The 20236-nt window shown below is 44.8% G+C and carries 14 protein-coding genes; 7 read left to right on the forward strand and 7 right to left on the reverse strand.

Annotated features, from left to right (window positions below; translation table 11 throughout):
* Positions 1–11 precede the first annotated feature (11 nt).
* Genes galE through AC59JT_RS13085 form a run of 3 tightly spaced genes read right to left on the reverse strand, consistent with a single transcriptional unit; the run spans position 12 to position 3329 of the window.
* The gene (galE, locus tag AC59JT_RS13075; RefSeq protein ID WP_497399572.1) at positions 12–1034 is read right to left on the reverse strand and encodes a UDP-glucose 4-epimerase GalE; all 1023 of its coding nucleotides are present in this window, start codon (positions 1032–1034) and stop codon (positions 12–14) included.
* Positions 1027–2019 carry a UDP-glucuronic acid decarboxylase family protein gene (locus AC59JT_RS13080; RefSeq protein WP_497399574.1) on the reverse strand — a complete coding sequence of 331 codons (993 nt, stop codon included), beginning with the start codon at positions 2017–2019 and terminating at the stop codon, positions 1027–1029. Before AC59JT_RS13080 ends, galE begins: the two co-directional genes overlap by 8 nt.
* Complete coding sequence (locus AC59JT_RS13085; protein WP_497399576.1) at positions 2019–3329, reverse strand: UDP-glucose dehydrogenase family protein; 1311 nt, start codon at positions 3327–3329, stop codon at positions 2019–2021. The genes AC59JT_RS13080 and AC59JT_RS13085 overlap by 1 nt, the downstream gene beginning before the upstream one ends.
* Positions 3330–3390: 61 nt before the next feature.
* Between AC59JT_RS13085 and AC59JT_RS13090 the strand changes: the two genes are divergently transcribed.
* Complete coding sequence (locus AC59JT_RS13090; RefSeq protein ID WP_497399578.1) at positions 3391–4602, forward strand: 3-deoxy-D-manno-octulosonic acid transferase; 1212 nt, start codon at positions 3391–3393, stop codon at positions 4600–4602.
* Between the two features lie 8 nt (positions 4603–4610).
* On the opposite strand, the gene AC59JT_RS13095 is transcribed toward AC59JT_RS13090, so the two are convergent.
* Positions 4611–5594, reverse strand: a complete 984-nt coding sequence (locus tag AC59JT_RS13095; protein WP_497399580.1) for a Kelch repeat-containing protein — start codon at positions 5592–5594, stop codon at positions 4611–4613.
* Positions 5595–5811: 217 nt separating this feature from the next.
* Here AC59JT_RS13095 and AC59JT_RS13100 point away from each other — a divergent pair, with 217 nt between their 5' ends.
* A complete protein-coding gene (locus AC59JT_RS13100) occupies positions 5812–7050 on the forward strand; it encodes a cystathionine gamma-synthase family protein (RefSeq protein ID WP_497399582.1) in 1239 nt (412 codons plus the stop codon).
* 44 nt (positions 7051–7094) lie between these two features.
* Positions 7095–8117 (forward strand): hypothetical protein, encoded by a 1023-nt coding sequence (locus AC59JT_RS13105; RefSeq protein WP_497399584.1) that lies wholly within the window; start codon positions 7095–7097, stop codon positions 8115–8117.
* Positions 8118–8128: 11 nt separating this feature from the next.
* Here the strand turns inward: AC59JT_RS13105 and rsgA are convergent, their stop codons facing one another.
* Positions 8129–9049 (reverse strand): ribosome small subunit-dependent GTPase A, encoded by a 921-nt coding sequence (gene rsgA, locus AC59JT_RS13110; RefSeq protein WP_497399586.1) that lies wholly within the window; start codon positions 9047–9049, stop codon positions 8129–8131.
* Between the two features lie 274 nt (positions 9050–9323).
* Here rsgA and thrA point away from each other — a divergent pair, with 274 nt between their 5' ends.
* From thrA to thrC, 3 genes are all read left to right on the forward strand, one after another.
* Positions 9324–11777: a bifunctional aspartate kinase/homoserine dehydrogenase I gene (gene thrA, locus AC59JT_RS13115; RefSeq protein WP_497399588.1), complete on the forward strand. Its 2454-nt coding sequence runs from the start codon at positions 9324–9326 to the stop codon at positions 11775–11777.
* A 14-nt stretch (positions 11778–11791) separates the two neighbouring features.
* Positions 11792–12769 carry a homoserine kinase gene (locus AC59JT_RS13120; protein WP_497399590.1) on the forward strand — a complete coding sequence of 326 codons (978 nt, stop codon included), beginning with the start codon at positions 11792–11794 and terminating at the stop codon, positions 12767–12769.
* 110 nt (positions 12770–12879) lie between these two features.
* Positions 12880–14190 (forward strand): threonine synthase, encoded by a 1311-nt coding sequence (gene thrC / locus AC59JT_RS13125; RefSeq protein WP_497399592.1) that lies wholly within the window; start codon positions 12880–12882, stop codon positions 14188–14190.
* A gap of 52 nt (positions 14191–14242) precedes the next feature.
* Here thrC and AC59JT_RS13130 read toward each other — a convergent pair whose 3' ends face one another.
* Positions 14243–15892: a M28 family metallopeptidase gene (locus AC59JT_RS13130; protein ID WP_497399594.1), complete on the reverse strand. Its 1650-nt coding sequence runs from the start codon at positions 15890–15892 to the stop codon at positions 14243–14245.
* An 88-nt stretch (positions 15893–15980) separates the two neighbouring features.
* Here AC59JT_RS13130 and AC59JT_RS13135 point away from each other — a divergent pair, with 88 nt between their 5' ends.
* Positions 15981–16373 carry a hypothetical protein gene (locus AC59JT_RS13135; protein WP_497399596.1) on the forward strand — a complete coding sequence of 131 codons (393 nt, stop codon included), beginning with the start codon at positions 15981–15983 and terminating at the stop codon, positions 16371–16373.
* 134 nt (positions 16374–16507) lie between these two features.
* Here AC59JT_RS13135 and metH read toward each other — a convergent pair whose 3' ends face one another.
* Complete coding sequence (gene metH, locus AC59JT_RS13140; RefSeq protein WP_497399598.1) at positions 16508–20194, reverse strand: methionine synthase; 3687 nt, start codon at positions 20192–20194, stop codon at positions 16508–16510.
* Between the last annotated feature and the right edge of the window lie 42 nt (positions 20195–20236).

Genomic DNA, 20236 nt, shown 5'->3' on the forward strand with positions numbered 1-20236 from the left:
TTTTGCAAATACTATAACGGATTTTGGGCAATATAATTTTCCCAAGCCCATGCAGATGACATCATGGTATCCAGATCAAGCTCTGTTTGCCATTTCAGTACATTTTTTGATTTGGTAACATCGCCCCAAACCTGCTCGACATCGCCACCGCGGCGTGGGCCGATCTGGTAATTCAATTTTACCCCGGTTGATTTTTCGAAAGCGTGTATAACCTCCAATACCGAACTGCCTTTGCCCGTACCCAGGTTAAATACATCGTAACCTGTATATTGTTCTGTTTCCATTAGTTTTAAGGCAGCAACGTGTGCTTTAGCTAAGTCAACAACGTGTATATAGTCGCGTATGCAGCTACCGTCGGGCGTGTTATAATCGTTGCCAAATACGGTTATCTTATCGCGCTTGCCAATGGCAGCCTGCGTAATAAAAGGCACCAGGTTTTGCGGAACGCCGATAGGTAACTCGCCAATCAAGCCTGATGAATGCGCACCAACCGGGTTAAAGTAACGTAGTGAGGTTACTTTATAGGCAGTACCTGCAGCAACCATATCGCGCAATATCTCTTCTGCAATTTGTTTAGTGTTGCCATAAGGCGATTCGGCCGGCTTTACCTGTGCCAGTTCATTTACCGGCAACACATCAGGCTGCCCGTAAACTGTACAGCTTGATGAAAACACAAAATTCACCGGTTTACCCTCGTAAGCATTTAATATGTTTAATAACGAGAAGAAATTATTTTTATAATACTTTAACGGCAATTGAACGGATTCGCCCACGGCTTTTGATGCCGCAAAGTGAATGATGCCGGTGATATCGGCTTCTTTAGCCGCCAGGTCTTTTACGCCTTGCTCATCGCACAGATCTAACTGGTAAAATGCCGGCTTGTAGCCAATAATTTTTGCAAGCTGATCTAATATGTTAATGCTTGAGTTTGAAAGATCGTCAACGATGATAGGTTCGTAGCCGGCATTAACCAGCTCAACAACGGTGTGCGAGCCTATGAAGCCCATGCCACCGGTTACTAATATTTTAGCCATTAGCTTTGTTATTAAAATAGGTAAAGTCTTTATGCTGTATCTCTTTTTCGGGCAGCGATTTAAAATACTCTAAAGTTATTTTTAAACCTTCGCTACGCGATATTTTTGGTTCCCAGCCTAATATTTCTTTTGCTTTGGTAATATCCGGACGGCGCTGTTTCGGATCGTCAGTTGGTAATGGTAAACTTATTAGCTCCTGGTCGGTACCGGTTAGTTTAATGATCTCCTCACCAAACTGGCGGATAGTAATCTCATCCGGATTACCAATATTCACGGGTTGCGCATAATCGCTATGCAACAGGCGATAAATACCCTCTATTAAATCGTCAACATAACAAAATGAACGGGTTTGTGATCCGTCGCCAAACATGGTTAACGGCTCGCCGCGCAGGGCCTGGCCTATAAAAGCCGGCAATACACGGCCATCATTCAGTCGCATGCGTGGGCCGTAAGTATTAAATATACGCACAATACGTGTTTCTAACCCGTGGAAAGTGTGATAAGCCATGGTTATAGCTTCCTGAAAACGTTTAGCCTCGTCATAAACTCCACGCGGCCCAACCGGGTTTACGTTACCCCAGTATTCTTCAGGTTGCGGGTTTATGCTTGGGTCGCCATATACTTCGGATGTTGAAGCAATCAGCATACGCGCTTTTTTATTTCGCGCCAGCCCTAACAAATTATGCGTTCCTAATGAACCTACCTTTAAGGTTTGGATAGGTATTTTTAAATAATCAATCGGGCTCGCGGGCGACGCAAAATGCAGAATGTAATGCAATTCGCCGGGTATGTAAACAAATGTGGAAACATCATGGTTATAAAACTCAAAGTTTTCAAGCTTAAACAAATGTTCAATATTACGCATATCACCGGTTATCAGGTTATCCATGCCAATAACATGGTAATCTTCCTTAATAAACCTGTCGCACAAATGCGAGCCTAAAAACCCGGCCGCCCCGGTAATTAAAATACGCTTACGCCCCATTAACCTATCAATTTACGTCCGATACTGTTATAATAAAATCCGCAGTCCACCATTTTCTGCAAGTCGTAAAGATTACGACCATCAAAAATAACTTTTGTCTTTAAACGACTATCCAATTGGTCGAAATCAGGCGTTCTGAAAGCCGACCACTCAGTAACTATTAATAAAGCATCAGCATTATCTAACGCTTCATACGCGTTTTCGGTATAGCTAATTTTATCGCCCAATAGTTTTTTAACGTTTGGCATAGCTTCCGGATCATAAGCTGTAATGGTAGCACCTGCTTCAACCAAAGCGTCAATAATATACAAAGCCGGGGCTTCGCGGATATCGTCAGTTTCGGGCTTGAAGGCAAGGCCCCACATGGCAAATTTTTTGCCTTTAACGTCGCCTTTGTAGTATTTTTTTACTTTTTCAACCAACACGGTACGTTGGATGTCGTTAACATCCATTACCGAGTTTAATATCTTAAAATCGTAGTTAATATCTTTTGCCGATTTGGCTAGTGCCTGTACATCCTTAGGGAAGCAGCTGCCACCGTAACCGATACCCGAGAACAGGAAACGTTTACCTATACGATCATCTGCACCAATACCGCGGCGCACCATATCAACATCGGCATCTACCAGCTCGCAAAGGTTAGCTATCTCGTTCATGAACGAGATTTTGGTAGCCAGGAAGGAGTTAGCGGCATATTTGGTCAGCTCGCTTGAGCGTTGATCCATGTATATGATGGGATTGCCCTGGCGCACATATGGCGCATATAACTCGCCCATTAATTTACGTGCTCTTTCGTCAAGAGTGCCGACTACGATACGGTCTGGTTTCATAAAGTCGTCAACCGCAACACCTTCGCGTAAAAACTCAGGGTTTGATACCACCGCAAATTCCACATTGGTATTGGCATTAAGCACGGCTGTAATTTTATCGGCAGTACCGACAGGCACGGTTGATTTGGTAACAATAACTTTATACTCGGTAATAAGGCCTGCAATGTCTTTTGCGGCACCTAATACATAACTTAGGTCGGCAGCGCCATCGCCTCCCGGAGGAGTTGGCAAAGCCAAAAAGATAATTTTAGCATCAGCAATAGCATCGGCCAGGCTGCTGGTAAAATGTAGTCGTCCCTGGTTAATATTCCGGTGAAATAAAAGTTCAAGGCCAGGCTCATAAATAGGCACTTTGCCGTCCTGCATCATTTTAACTTTTTGTTCGTTTATATCAACGCAAACAACCTGGTTACCGGTTTCGGCCAAACACGTACCTGTTACTAAACCTACATAGCCGGTTCCAACTACAGCAATTTTCATAAGTATTTAAGTATTATTGTTATTACTTTTACGGCGCGAAGATAATAAATTTATATCCTAAATGTTGCTGCTATATAACGTTGGCTTAAGGCTTTACTATTTTGCAATCTACATCACCTCGTTTTTTAACAATAAGGCAAAACTATGGTTAAAAGGCCGGCAGCAACAGCAGGTTTTGCCTGCCAATAACAGCATTTGGTTTCACTTTGCATCGCTTGGCGAGTTTGAACAAGGCCGCCCTGTTCTGGAACGCATAAATGCCGAATATCCGCAGCATAAAATAATAATTACTTTCTTTTCCCCTTCGGGATACGAGATCAGGAAAAATACGCCATTGGCCGATGCTGTTTACTATTTACCGCTGGATACCGCTGCCAACGCGCAACAATTTATAGCCACTATAAACCCAACCTTGGCCATTTTTACCAAGTATGAATATTGGTATCATTTTTTTAACGAACTGAATAATAAGGATATACCTTTATATATAATATCCGGAATATTTAGACCAGGGCAGGTGTTTTTTAGCTGGACTGGCCGCTTGCACCGCCAGATGTTACGCTTTGTTCGTCATTTTTTTGTGCAGGATGAAGCTTCAAAACAACTATTACGAAGCATCCGGGTTGAAAACGTTACCGTTAGCGGCGATACCCGCTTTGACCGTGTATGGGCAAACGCGCAAAAGCCCAGAGACTTGCCGCTTATCCATCAATTTAAAAACACGCAGAAACTATTTATTGCGGGCAGCAGTTGGCCCGCTGATGAAAAATTGATTACCAAACTGGTTGAGCCAAATCCCGAATGGAAATTCATAATCGCCCCGCACGAAATAAGTGAACAAAAGATTAATGATTTAATAACCTTGTTACCGGCAAATTCAACTGTCAGATACTCGCAAATCAATCAACAAAACCTGCAACAAAGCCAGGTTTTGATAATAGATAATATAGGTATGCTATCATCGCTATACCAATATGCGGACATAGCTTATATTGGCGGCGGGTTTGGTGTAGGGATACATAACACTTTAGAAGCAGCTGCATTTGGCGTGCCTGTAATATTTGGCCCTAATTACGACCGATTCAAGGAGGCCCGTGATTTAATAACCTTTGGCGCAGCCTTTAGTATTGTTAACGAAGAGGAACTGCACAATACCTTTAGCGCACTGGCCGATGAAACGGCTTGTGGCGATAAGGCCCGTATCTACGTTAAAAACAACATTGGCGCTACCGATGCTGTAGTAAATTATATTAAACAAAGCACTGCTTTATAACAGACGGCTTACTTAAACACTTCCAAACCAATATCACCACCGGCACCACCTGCAATATAAATTGCTTTGCCCAAAACTGCGCCACCTACACCGTTACGGGCTTTGTTCAGGCTTGGGCCGCTTGTCCATTGTTTATCTTTTTCAGGATCAATGTAAAAAACATCTTTCTTAGGGCCGTTGGGTTCGGTAGCAGTTGCGCGCTCGCCGCCTATATAATATATCTTATCATCAAGGTTTACGCAAGTACCGCCGCCGGTGCCCATAGGTAGTTTGGCTACAAGCGTGCTCCATTTGCCGGTTTTAAAATCATAGCAGTCAACATCCAAAACCACCTTATCAAAAAACGACATAAAATTATTAGCATCATGCAAACTGGTGTTGCGGCCACCTACGGCGTACAGTTTATCTTTCACTACAACGGCCATGCTATGATCACGCACGTGTGGGGCATCGGGCAAAGATGACCAGCTGTTGTTTGCCGGGTCATAAACATCCAGCATGCCGTTTGTACCTGTATTATGACCGTGTAATATGCCACCTACTAAATACAGTTTACTTTTGTAAACCGCAGCACCGGCACCACCGCGCCTGCGACCTTCGGGCAAGCCGGCCAATTGCTGCCATTTATCGGCTTTGGTATCATAACTGTAAGCGTTGGCTAAAGGTATTTGATTAGGGTAATTCCTGTCGGAGAAGGCATCCAACACATATATTTTGTCGCCCAGTGCCACGGGCTGAAAGTGATGCATGATAGATGGCGCTGTGGCGCCTTTTGTCCAGGTTGAAGTTGATGGATCAAATATCTCTACCTGCATTGCGCCGCCATCGCCACCAATTAAATAAAGCTTACCATTCGCGGCAGCAAAACCACATTCGCTGCGCCCGGCTGGAGGGTTGGTTGATGGCATCAATGCCCATTGCCCGTTTATAGCTTTATAAGCCATTAATACAAATGCCAGTAAAACCGGGATGCTAAGTATCCATTTTCTCATAGTGATGTGTTGGTATTATTGCATAACCTGTTAATGAGTTAAAGGTTTTACAATTTAGCATAAAGCTAAAACAAAACCGCTACAGCACAATAACTTACAGGCACACATCGTGTTTACCAATTGTCATTAAACAACAAAAACAACTGGTGATTTAAAATTTTGGCCAAAAACAGCTAAGTTCGCAGCCTATACTACTATTATATAGCGTACTAATACCATGGCAACAAAAAAAGGCTTTACTACCACCCTGTTACATTCCGATCGTTTAGGCAAACCAGAACATGGCGCTTTGCATAAGCCCATCCATACATCAGTAACTTATGGTTATGAAGATGTGCAGGGATTGGTAGATGTTTTTCAGAATAAAGTAAATGGCTACGCTTACTCGCGCCAGGGCAACCCTACTGTTACCGCTTTGGAACAAAAGGTTACCCAAATGGAAAATGGCTATAAAACCGTGGCCTTTGCTACCGGCATGGCAGGTATTGCAGCTGTGGTTTTGGCTTTGATGCGGAAAGACGACCATATACTGGCCAGCTCATTTTTGTTTGGTAATTCGCGCAGCGTGTTTCAATCGTACATTGACATGGGTATGGATATTACCTTTGTTGATGCTACCGATGTAGAAAATATTAAGGCCGGCTTGAAACCAAACACCCGTATGGTATTTGTAGAAACCATTGCCAATCCGGCTACTCAAATTGCCGACCTGGAAGCTATTGGTAATATTTGTGCCGAAAAAGGTATTATATATACCGTGGATAATACCATGACCACGCCGTATTTATTTAAACCGATAAATGTAAAAGCCAGCCTGGTGGTTAACTCATTAACCAAATACATTGGCGGCCATGGCAATGCGCTGGGCGGCAGTGTTACCGATACCGGTTTATTTGACTGGAGCAATTTCCCTAACATTTACGAAGTATTTAAAAAACAACCCGACGCGAAAGCCTGGGGCATGACGCAAATACGCAAAAAAGGTTTACGCGATGCCGGCGGCACATTAGCGCCCGAAGCTGCACACTCTATCTCCGTAGGCTCAGAAACTTTGGCACTGCGTATGGACAGATCATGCGGTAACGCTTTAGCTTTAGCTACTTATTTGGAAAGCCACCCGGGCATTAAAAAAGTATTTTATCCGGGCCTGAGCGCGCATCCTCAACATGCTTCGGCTAAAAAGTTATTTAAAAATACCGGCAGTTTAATGAGCATTGAGCTGGCTGAAAATATTGATTGCTTCAGCTTCCTGAATAAACTGGAACTGGTAGTAAAATCGAGTAACCTGGGCGATACCCGTACACTGGCTATCCCGGTGGCGCATACCATATTTAATGAGTTAGGCGCCGAAAAACGCGCGGAGATGGGGATATCTGACAATATGATACGATTGTCTATCGGCATTGAAGATCAGGAAGATTTGGTCGCTGATTTTAAGCAGGCGCTGGAGAGTTAATAACTCTCCTTTTTTATATATTTGAGTGACACTAAACCTTGCTCATGAAAATTAAAGTATTTCTTTTAGCACTCAGTTGTGTACTTACGATTTCTGCATGTAAGAAAAACAATTCTTCGGAACCGAATAAAATAACGCCCGGTGTCTACGCGGCTGGTCATATTTCTGATAACTTAGGACAATTACATGCGGCTATTTGGAAAAATGGTGAGGAAATCATTTTACCTGATGCCCCCTATACTAGAAGCTCGATGGCAGTGGCTTTAGCAGCTAAGGGAAATGATATATATACTGCTGGCTATACAGTACAGAGTAATAAAATACTGGCCTGCTATTGGAAAAATACAGTTCCGTTTCTTCTTTCTGACATATCTAAAAACGCGTATGTCACCGATATCGCAGTCCACGGCGATGATATTTATATCATTGGCTACACAAAAACCTCTGGATTACTGACCGGTGTTTATTGGAAAAATGGGATAATGACGACACTTTCAGATAGTCAGGGCTCGTCGTCTGAGGCAAACAGGATATTTATATCTGGTAATGATGTTTATATTACAGGATGTGTGTACGCTATTAACGGAACTAGTACGGCAGCTTATTGGAAAAATGGATCAATAGTTCTACTACCTGATGTTGGAAATTCTTCCGGTAAAAGCATAGTCATCCAAGGCAATGAAGTTTGCATAGCGGGATACGATAGTGGCCCCTTACTTCCCACAGGCAGTTCTAACATGACGGCAGTTTACTGGAAAAATGGTGTAGAACATTTTATTGATAATTCTTTCGAATCGGGATGTTTTGCGGCTGCTTTTAATGGTAGCGATTTGTATCTGTTAGGTTATACCACTAAAGGAGTAAACGGATCGAACGGATCGGTGTATTGGAGAAATGGAATTAAAACAGAAATCAACGATATTTACGCATATTTTTTAACCGTAAAAGATAGCGACGTTTATATAAGTGGAGCGACGAAGACTAGTCGAGCAGCATATTATAAGAACAACACGCTTATAGAGTTGAGTCAAAAAGTTTCAGAGGTAGCCAGCCTAGCCGTATATTAATAATTGACTAACTAAGCCCTCGTATCATTCCCATTATAAATACTCAAATAACTTTCATAACGAGATATCTCGATCTCGCCTTTTTTTAGGGCTACCAGTACCGCGCAGCCCGGCTCGTTAATATGCTGGCAGTTGTTGAATTTACAATCGTGCATGCGCTCGCGCATTTCGGGGAAGAAATGGCTCAGCTCTTGTTTTTCTATGTCGATAACACCCAGTTCGCGGATGCCGGGGGTATCAATAATGAATCCGCCCTGGGGCAACTCAAACATTTCGGCAAAGGTGGTGGTGTGCATGCCTTTATCGCTCCATTCGGATACTTCGTTGGTACGCAGTTCCATTCCAGGCAGCAAGGAGTTGATCAGGCTTGATTTACCTACGCCCGAGTGACCGGAAAACAAGGTCACTTTATCTTTCAATAAAGCCTGCACCTCGTCAATATTAGTCCCTTTTAGTGCCGAAACGCTGTAGCACGGGTAGCCAATATTTTCGTAGATAGACTGATAGTCGGCCAGTATATCCAACCCTTCATCGCTAAACAGATCAAGTTTATTAAATATTAGCCGGGCGGGAATATCATAGGCTTCCGCGGTAACCAAAAACCTGTCTATAAACCCCAAAGAAGTCCTCGGCGAAGCCAAAGTAACCACCAACAGTGCCTGGTCCAGGTTAGCGGCAATGATCTGCCCCTGCTTGGATAAGTTGATGGATTTACGGATGATATAGTTTTTGCGCTGCTGCAGGTTAGTGATAACACCTGTTTCCTGTTCAGGCTCCAGGTCGAAATCAACAATATCGCCAACAGCTATAGGGTTGGTGGTGGTGATGCCTTTAATGCGAAACTTGCCTTTTATACGGCAATCATACCGCTGCCCATCGGGTGTTTGCACCTGATACCAGCTTCCGGTTGATTTTGTTACGAGTCCCTGCATTTGATAATAATGTGCAATTATAGAGCAAATACCTATCCTTTTTTACATAAAACCATACTTTTTTTATTTTGTGCTTGCATATCAAAAAATATTCTACTTACTTTACAGACATTATATGAAACTGACAACAATTACTACAACAACCATTACCACCACCACCGGCTATAGCGTCGGAGGGAGATAATCGTTTGTGTAAAAAATAGAAAAATAGAAAATCACAAAACGCCTTCCTCCGACAAAGAGGAAGGCGTTTTTGTTTAAAACCACCTTAGTAATGAAAGTGTTAAAATTTGGCGGAACATCCGTAGGTTCGGCCCAAAGTATTGAAACCCTGTTAAACATCCTAAAGGATGAAGTAAAGCAGCCTGGCGCACAGAAACCGGTAGTCGTATTATCGGCCATGAGCGGTGTAACCAATCTGCTAATCGCTATGGCTGAAGATGCGGCCCTCGGCAACGATTTTGCCCCGCAACTGGCACAATTGGAACAACGGCATTTTGAGGTAGTAAAAGCGCTGCTGGAAATTAAAGATCAAAACCCGGCGCTTACCCGCTTAAAGATCAACTTTAATCAGCTGGAAGAATTGTTGCAAGGCATTTTAACCCTGCGCGAGTTAACCCCAAAAAGCCGCGACCTGATATTAAGCTATGGCGAACGCTGTTCAACACTCATGATCAGTAAAATAGCGGCGCAGTATTTCCCAGCTGTATTTGTTGATGCGGCAGATGTTATCAAAACTGATAGTGCTTTTGGCCAGGCCAAAGTAAACACCGATCTGTCTGAACAACTGATACGCGGCTTATACAACGAGCATAAAGACGAAGTGCTTTTTGTAACCGGCTTTATCGCCAGTAACGATGCCGGACAGATAACTACCCTTGGTCGTGGTGGCAGCGATTATACCGCGGCTATATTCGGCGCGGCGCTAAACGCTGCCGAAATACAAATTTGGACCGACGTGAACGGCATGATGACCGCCGACCCGCGCATGGTTAAAAAAGCATTTTCATTACCTGAACTAACTTACACCGAAGCTATGGAGCTATCCTACTTCGGCGCAAAGGTTATCTATCCACCAACTATGATACCGGCGTTTTTGAAAAAGATCCCGATCGTTATCAAAAACACTTTCGAGCCGGAGTTTGCGGGCACCATGATACAACACCATTGCCAACCATCAAACCTGCCTATAAAAGGCATTTCGTCTATCAACAACATCAGCATTTTAAATGTTGAAGGTAGCGGCATGGTAGGCAAATCGGGCTTTAGCGGCAGGTTGTTTTCTTTGCTGGCGCGAGAGCAGATCAATGTGATATTGATCACCCAATCCTCATCGGAGCATAGCATCACCTTCGCCGTATCGCCTGACGATACCGAACGTGCCCGCCAGGTTATTGAGCATGAGTTTGAATTGGAACTGATGGCCAAAAAACTGGAGCATGTGGAGATTGAGAAGAACTTAGCCATACTGGCTGTTGTGGGCGAAAACATGAAAGAAACTCCCGGTGTATCGGGCAGGTTATTTCATTCACTAGGCCGTAATGGTGTTAACGTGCGCGCCATTGCACAGGGTTCGTCAGAATATAACATCTCGGTGATCATTACTTCGGCCGACCTGTCAAAAGCGTTAAACGCCGTACATGATGCCTTCTTTGTTGAATTGACCAAAACTTTGCACGCTTTCTGTTTAGGTACCGGTAACATCGGCAAAACTTTGTTCCAGCAGTTGAACGGCCATACCGCTTTCTTGCAAGAAAACAACGGTATACAGGTTAAAATTGCCGGTATAAGCAATACCCGCAAAATGGTGTTTAATCCGGATGGGATCTCCTTAAATAATTGGGAAGAGGCGTTAAATGAGTCGGATGAAAATGCAGACCTGGAAACTTTTGTGAAAAAGATGAAAGCGATGAATTTGCCGAACTGCGTGTTTATTGATAATACTGCCAGCCCCAAGCCTATTGCTTACTATGAGGAAGTACTAAAATCAACCATTTCCATTGTAACCTGCAATAAAATTGGCAATTCGGGCTCTTATCAACAATACAAAACATTTAAAGATGCCGCCCGCGAACATGGCGTTGATTTCTTTTACGAAACCAACGTGGGTGCCGGTTTGCCGATCATTCGTACACTAAAAGACCTGATGAACAGCGGCGACCGTGTGCAAAAAATAGAAGCTATCCTATCGGGAACTATTTCTTTCCTGTTCAATAACTTTAAAGGCAATGCTAATTTCCACGACACCGTAAAGCTGGCGCAGGATAAAGGCTACACCGAACCCGACCCACGCGACGATTTACGCGGTACCGACTTTATGCGCAAAATGCTCATCCTGGCGCGCGATGCAGGCTATGCTTTAGAGGCTAGTGATGTTTCGATTGAAAGTATGCTACCACAAGCAAGTTTAGACGCAGGCAGCGTAGCTGATTTCTACCAAACATTAAAGGACGAAAACGCTTTCTTCGCCGACCTTAAAGATCGCGCGGAAGCGCAAAACAAAGTGTTGCGCTACATTGGCAAACTGGAAGATGGCAAAGCTTCTATCACTTTAGAAATGGTAGATGAAAATCATCCGTTCTATATGTTGTCAGGTAGCGACAACATCATATCATTTACAACTGACAGATATAAGGAACGTCCACTGGTAGTAAAAGGCCCGGGCGCCGGCGCCGAAGTAACCGCAGCCGGTGTATTTGCTGATTTAATTAACGTAGGCGCCAACTAACAGAGACGAATATCATGGAAAATAATATACAAGAAATAGCATTAGGCGCGGATTTAAAAGCGGGCACTGAAATTAAAGTTTTCGCCCCTGCAACTGTAGCCAACGTGGTTTGTGGATTTGATGTGCTGGGTTTTGCTGTTAACGCACCCGGCGATGAGGTAGTGATGCGTGTTACCGATAAACCGGGCATTACCATCAGCAAAATTACCGGCGACGATGGCCGTTTGCCTTTGGATCCTGCTAAAAATACCGTAAGTGTAAGTGTTAAGCATTATTTAGAAAGTGTTGGTCGTACAGATTTAGGGTTGGATATAGAGCTTCACAAAAAAATGCCGATAGGTAGTGGTTTGGGTTCAAGCTCTGCAAGTACCGTAGCGGGTTTGTTTGCTGCCAAAACTTTATTAGGCGATACCAGCGACCCGATAAACCAGTTACCCTTTGCCATGAAAGGCGAAGAAATGGCTTGTGGCCATGGTCATGCAGATAATGTTGCTCCGGCCCTATTCGGCGGCTTTGTGTTAGTACGTAGTTATGAGCCTTTGGATGTAGTGCGTTTGCCGCATCCTAAAGATCTCTACTGCGCCATCGTATTCCCGGATGTTGATGTACCAACCCGCGAGGCTCGTCAGATCATCCGCAATAAAATAAATATGAAAGACGCCGTTACCCAATGGGGCAATATTGCCGGCCTGGTAAGCGGTTTGTTTATGGGCGATATTGACTTGATTGGTCGCAGTATGCAGGATGTGCTGGTTGAGCCGGTGCGCTCTATGCTGATTCCCGATTTTTATAAGCTGCGCGAATTTGCCATGGAGCTGGGCGCGGTAAGTTTTGGCATCTCAGGCTCGGGGCCATCAGTGTTTGCGTTTACACGTGATGAGGCTACCGCACATGCCATCACCCAGAAATTACAAAATCATTTAAAAGGAATTAAGATAGGTTCGCAGGCTTATGTATCGCCGATAAATGATGAGGGGCCGAGGGTGATTTAACCCCTCCCAACCCTCCCCGAGGGGGAGGGCTTTAATATTATAATAATAAACAAGATTAAGAACTAAACCAAAGTCTCGCCCTTCGGGGGAGATTTAGAGGGGGGGGGAATATGCAATTCTACAGTACCAACAACATCGCATCACGCGTAAGTTTTAAAGACGCGGTTTTTAATAGCATGCCGCAGGACAAGGGCCTGTACATGCCGGTGAGCATCCCAAAGCTGGATGATAAATTCATCAATAACCTGGACAGCTACACGCTGCCCGAGATCGCTTTTCATGTAGCGCAAAATTTGCTGGGCGATGATATCCCAACTGCCGACCTAAAAGCTATCATATACGACGCGATCAACTTCTACGCACCAATTGTAAAACTGGAAGAAGACGTTTATGTGTTGGAACTTTTCCACGGACCATCATTGGCATTCAAAGATTTCGGCGCGCGATTTATGAGTCGCGTGATGAGCTACTTCCTGGAAGAAGGTGAAAAGCAACTCGATGTACTGGTTGCTACCTCAGGTGATACCGGCGGTGCGGTTGCACTAGGCTTTTTAGGTGTACCAAACACCCGCGTTACAATACTGTATCCCAAAGGAAAAGTAAGCGACATACAAGAACTGCAATTAACTACCAACGGTCAAAACATCCGAGCGGTAGAAATTGACGGCACTTTTGATGATTGCCAGGCACTTGTTAAGCAAGCCTTTACTGATGCTGAGCTGAATGAGAAATATCGCTTAACATCGGCCAACTCTATTAACATTGCCCGGTTAATACCGCAGACGTTTTACTATTTTAACGCTTACGCGCAGGCCTTAAAACAAGGCAAAAGCAAGATCGTGTTTTCAGTGCCTAGCGGTAATTTCGGCAATATTGGCGCAGGTTTATTAGCCTGGAAAATGGGTTTGCCTGTTGAGCAGTTTATAGCGGCTACCAACGCTAATGATACCGTACCGCAGTTTTTAAGCACCGGAATTTATCAGCCCAAACCATCGGTTGCTACCCTATCAAACGCAATGGACGTAGGTAACCCAAGTAACTGGGTGCGTATTGCAGATATGTTTAAGGAAGATGCGGATAGCCTCGAAGAAGAAATAACCGGTTACAGCTACAACGATGACGAAACCAGTGAAGCCATACAAGCTATTCATGATCAATATAAATATGTGGCATGCCCGCATACCGCTATTGCCTGGACAGCTTTGAAGCAATATCAACAGGAACATGCGGATGAAGATTTTGCAGGCATATTCCTGTCAACCGCGCACCCATGCAAGTTCCCGGATGTTTTCCCGGAGGAGATTGCCGAGCATGTTGAAATACCTGAACAGGTGAAAGAGTTACAGTTTAAAGAAAAGCAGGCTGTTGCTTTGGGTAAGGGTTTTGATGGGTTTAAGGATTATTTATTGCAGAACGCATAGTACATGACAGACTTACGAAGTTTTAAAAACTTCGTAAGTCTTATACCTCGGATTACTTATCCCTTAACATCTTAAACTCCGATCCCGCTTTCCATTTTACAAACGTGGTTTCAAAAGCCAGGCGTTTACCTATTTGAAATATGGTTTCAATATCCTGCATGCCGCCGTCCAGGTTCCAGGTCGGGTCGTACTGATCGGCAGGTTGGTGGTAGCGCTTGGCGGTGTACTCGTCGCCCACCTTTTGGCCGTAACCTTTTTCCTTGCCAATTACTTCGGTACCGCCATCAATGGTTATGGACGGCACACCAACTTTAGCAAAACTGAAGTGATCCGACCGGAAGAATAATCCGGCTTCCGGATGCGCTTCGGGAGTAAGTATGCGATCGCTTTTCTTTAATTCGTCAATCAAATAGTCTTCCAATTCTGACTGACCATTGCCATAGATAGTAACATCTTTGGTTTTACCGTAGAAGTTGATACCATCTATATTAATATTCGCCACCGTTTTATCTGCCGGATAAACCGGGAATTGTCCATAATACTCTGAACCCAGCAAACCTTGCTCCTCGGCAGTTACCGATAAGAAGATCAACGTGCGCTCGGGCGGGGTTTTCATGCTTTTATAGGCGCGGGCCAACTCTAGTAAAGCCGCGGTACCGCTGGCATTATCCAACGCTCCATTATAAATGCTGTCGCCTTTGGCATCAGGTTTACCAATACCCAAATGGTCCCAATGTGCGCTGAAAATGATGTATTCATCAGGGCGTTTGCTACCGGTAATTTTAGCTATAACGTTGTTCGATTTATTGAATACCACTTTTGTTTTCAGCGTAGCTGAAAGTTTTAAACCGGTACTGAAACCTTTAAAGCCCGACTTGTTAGCAGTATGTAATACGCTGGTATCTTTACCCGCAGCCTGCAATAATTTAACCGCGCCATCATGTGTTACCCAGCCTTGCATAGCCATGTCGTAAACATTTTTGCCACGCTTATCCAAATGCAGTTTTACACCACCGTTTGAACTTTGCACCACCTGGAATGGATATGAGGCTGCAGCAGTATTATGTACAATGATGCAAGCCTTTGCACCCTGGCGGGCGGCTTCCTCGTACTTATAAGTCCAGCGACCGTAATAAGTCATAGTTTTTCCTTTAAACATGGTGGTATCACCGGTTTCAAAACCCGGGTCGTTTACCATCACCATTACTACTTTGCCTTTAACATCAAGGCCGGCATAGTCGTTCCAGTTATATTCGGGCGCTACTACGCCGAAGCCGGCAAACACCAGTTCATCATCAGCCAGTGTATTCACGCTGTCGGCACGCTTGCTGAACATCACAAAATCATCCATCTTTTTGAGTTCGAAGCTGCCTTTAGGGCCTTTTACCTGCATATTGCTAAGCGCCACAGGGGTCACTTCCATCAGCGGTACCTCCTGCACGTAACTTGCGCCATTGCCGGGTTCTAAGCCTATTTGTTTAAATTGATTCTGCAGATAAGCTACCGTTTTCACCTCGCCCTGCGTAAACGGGCGGCGGCCCTGATAATCATCAGAAGACAAGGTAGCGATGTGATTGCTCAGGCTGTCTTTGCTGAAAGCGGCCAGTCCGTCCTGTTCATCAGCCGTGGTTGCGCCTTGCTTGCAAGCTGTCGCGGCAAGTGCTACCGCCGCTATAAAAAAATGCTTAGTAAACTTTGCCATATACAAATGTTGTGTTTTAACGAATATAATGAATTTAACCACACGGGGTTAACCATTTAACAAAGCATTTAGTAGCTTTGCTTTAATCATGTTAAACAAATTACCTGTTAAATTAACTATCGTGATGCTTGTGGCTTTGAGCCTGGCAAGCTGTAAACGCACCCAAAAATTCGATCGCGAAAAATGGCAATATGGCAACGGCATTGATTATCCGCTACGCGAAGAAATGTTGGAAGACCTTTTGGCTACACAAAAAATAAAAGGGCTGACCTATTATCAGTCCAGGCAATTGCTAGGTAAACAGCAGGACACGGCTAAACTGATGCTGATATGGGAGATTACCAACACGGCCCATAATTACAACCCTAAACACAAACCTATTTATAAAAAGCTATTGAGATTGTATTTTGGGAAAGATTCGACGGTCATAAAAACTGAGGTTTACGAATTCAAGGAAAAAGAAAAAGAGAAGAAGGATTAGTCTTTCTTCTCTTTTTTTTGTCATTGCGAAGATTTTTTTTGTCATTGCGAGCGTGCCGTGGCAATCGCACGGAGAAAAGTCGCTGACTTAACAGGCGTGCGATTGCTTCGTCGTTCCTCCTCGCAATGACATATTTAGTAATTCAAGTTCGGTCCCAACCAACGCTCCACCGTCTCCACACTCATATTCTTCCTCACGGCATAATCCTCTATCTGGTCTTTACTGATCTTGTTCAGGCCAAAGTAACGCGATTGCGGGTGCGCGAAATAGAACCCGCTTACCGATGCGGCCGGCATCATGGCCAGGCTTTCGGTGAGGTACATGTGGGCATTGTCTTCGGCTTTAAGCAAGTCGAATAGCGTTGTTTTTTCGGTATGCTCAGGGCAAGCCGGGTAGCCCGGTGCGGGGCGGATACCTTGGTATTCTTCTTTAACTAACTCTTCGTTGGTCAGGTTCTCGTTTGCTGCATAACCCCAATATTCTTTACGTACCAACTCGTGCATTTTTTCGGCGAAGGCTTCGGCTAAGCGGTCGGCAATAGCTTTTACCATGATGCTGTTGTAGTCGTCGTGATCTTTCTCGTATTGGGCTACTAACTCGTCGCAGCCTAAACCAGTGGTTACCGCAAAGCCGCCGAAGTAATCGGCTACGCCGCTTTCTTTTTCGGCTACAAAATCTGACAAGGCATAGTATGGATCGCCTTTTACCTTTTCTGATTGCTGGCGGAGAGTGTGTATGCGTGATAATAGTTGTGTACGGCTTTCGTCGGTGTACAACTCAATATCATCGCCCACGGTATTTGCCGGCCAAAAACCGATAACGCCGTTTGCTTGTAAGCGGTTGTTGTCTACTATATCTTTCAGCAGAGCCTGAGCGTCGTCAAAAAGCTTTTTAGCTTCATCGCCTACAAACTTGTCCTCAAATATTTTAGGGTAGCTGCCGCGAAGTTCCCAAGTGTGGAAGAACGGCGTCCAATCGATATATGGCACCAACTCTTTCAGCGGATAGCTTTCAAAAACCTTGGTACCGGTAAAGGCCGGTTTGGGCGCTACTTTATCCAAATCTATTTTAAATTTATCGGCACGCGCCTGTTCAAGCGTTACAAAACGCTTGTCTGATTTTTTATTGGCGTGAGCCTCGCGGGCCTTAGCATATTCGTCTTTAATGCCTTGGATGTAGCCGTCGCGGGTATCCTTGTTCATCAGGTTACTGCAAACGGTTACGCTGCGCGATGCATCCAATACGTGTATGGCGGCGCCCGAATAGTTAGGGTCGATCTTTACAGCGGCGTGTATGCGCGAGGTAGTTGCACCGCCAACGATCAGCGGAATAGTAAAGCCTTCGCGTTCCATTTCCTTAGCGAAATGCACCATCTCATCCAGTGATGGGGTGATCAAACCGCTCAGGCCAATAATATCTACGTTTTGTTTTTTGGCTTCTTCAATTATCCGCTGCGCGGGAACCATAACGCCAAGGTCAATGATCTCGAAATTATTACAAGCTAAAACCACGCCTACAATGTTTTTACCGATATCATGCACGTCGCCTTTAACGGTTGCCATTAATATTTTACCGGCGTTGGCTCTTCCGGCATCTGCATCGCCGCCGGCATCAATTAATTTTTGTTTTTCCAGTTCGATGAAAGGTAACAGGTACGCCACGGCCTTTTTCATCACACGGGCCGATTTTACGACCTGTGGCAGGAACATTTTACCCGCGCCAAATAGATCGCCCACAATGTTCATACCGTCCATCAGGGGACCTTCAATTACTTCCAGCGGCCTGTCGTATTTTTGGCGTGCTTCTTCCACGTCGGCGTCCAGGTACTCGATAATACCTTTTACCAAGGCGTGCGACAAGCGTTCTTCTACGGGGCCTTTTCGCCATTCTTCATCGCGCACAACCTCTTTGCCTTTGCTTTTTACGGTATCGGCGTATTCAACCAATCGCTCGGTGGCGTCGTCGCGGCGGTTAAGCAGCACGTCTTCAACCAGCTCGAGCAGTTGCTTATCAATCTCTTCGTAAACCTCCAGCATACCGGCGTTTACAATGCCCATGTCCATACCGGCTTTGATGGCATGGAACAGGAAGGCCGAGTGCATCGCCTCGCGCACTACGTTATTACCGCGGAAAGAAAAGGAAATATTACTTACACCACCGCTCACTTTAGCGTACGGCAGGTTTTGTTTTATCCAGCGGGTAGCTTCAATAAAATCTACCGCGTAGTTGTTGTGTTCCTCCAAACCGGTTGCAACGGTAAGGATGTTAGGGTCGAAAATGATATCCTGCGGGGGAAAACCTATCTCGTTCACCAAAATATCGTACGAACGCTTACATATCTCTATCCGGCGCTGGTAATTATCAGCCTGACCTGTTTCGTCAAAAGCCATCACTACCGTGGCGGCACCATAGCTTAATATTTTGCGGGCGTATTCTTTAAACTTCTCCTCGCCTTCTTTCAGCGAGATGGAGTTTACAATACCCTTACCTTGTATACATTTTAAACCTGCCTCAATAACCGACCATTTTGATGAGTCGATCATGATAGGCAGTTTGGCAATATCAGGTTCAGAAGCTACCAGGTTCAGGTATTTCACCATTACAGCTTCCGAGTCGATCATACCCTCGTCCATGTTGATGTCTATCACCTGGGCGCCACCTTCAACCTGTTGGGCAGCTACCGATAGCGCTTCTTCATAATTCTCGGCCAAGATCAGCTTCGAGAATTTTGGCGAACCGGTGATATTGGTACGCTCACCCACATTCACAAAAATACTTTCGGGAGTTATGGTAACGGCTTCTAAACCGCTCAGGCGCATGTTTGGAGCTACCTCAGGTACCAAACGTGCAGGATACTTTTCTGCACGTTCGGCTATGCATTTAATGTGGTCGGGCGTGGTACCGCAGCAACCGCCAACAATGTTCACCAGACCGTCTTTCATAAAGTCGTCTACCTGGTGGGCAGTTTCGTGCGGGGTTTCGTCATACTGACCAAACTCGTTTGGCAAACCGGCATTGGGATAAGCCGATATAAATACATCTGCCTTTTCAGAAAGTTCCTGAATGTGCGGGCGCATTTCACGGGCACCCAAAGCGCAATTTAAACCTACTGATAACAGGTTAGCGTGGCGGATAGAATTCCAGAACGCCTCAACGGTTTGGCCCGAAAGGGTACGGCCTGAAGCATCGGTAATAGTACCCGATATCATGATGGGCAAATGTTTGCCGCTTTCCTGCGCGTATTTATCGGCAGCAAATAAAGCTGCTTTGGCATTCAGGGTATCAAATATGGTTTCAATCAACAAAACGTCCGATCCGCCATCAACCAAACCACGAATCTGATCGTAGTAAGCATTAGCCAGATCATCAAAAGTAACGGCACGGTAACCCGGGTCGTTCACATCAGGCGATAATGATGCAGTACGATTTGTAGGACCAACAGCACCGGCCACAAAGCGGGGTTTGTTGGGCGTTTTTAAATTATATTCATCAGCAACCTCACGGGCCAGGCGTGCGCCTTCGTAGCTCATTTCATAAGCCAGCTCTTCCATATGGTAGTCGGCCAGGGAAATTACTTGCGTGCTGAAGGTATTGGTTTCGATGATATCGGCACCGGCATCCAGGTACTCGGCATGTATAGCTTTGATCACGTCCGGGCGCGTTAAGTTCAGCAGGTCATTATTACCTTGCAGGTCGCTGTGGTGATCTTTAAATCTTTCTCCACGAAAATCTTTTTCGGTTAGCTGGTACCGTTGTATCATGGTACCCATAGCGCCGTCAATGATCAGAATACGTTTTTTGAGTTCGTCTTTTATATTCATTGTCTGTTAGATATGAGAAGTGAGATTTGAGATATGAGAAAG

It is taken from the genome of Mucilaginibacter sp. A3364 (assembly GCF_059690715.1).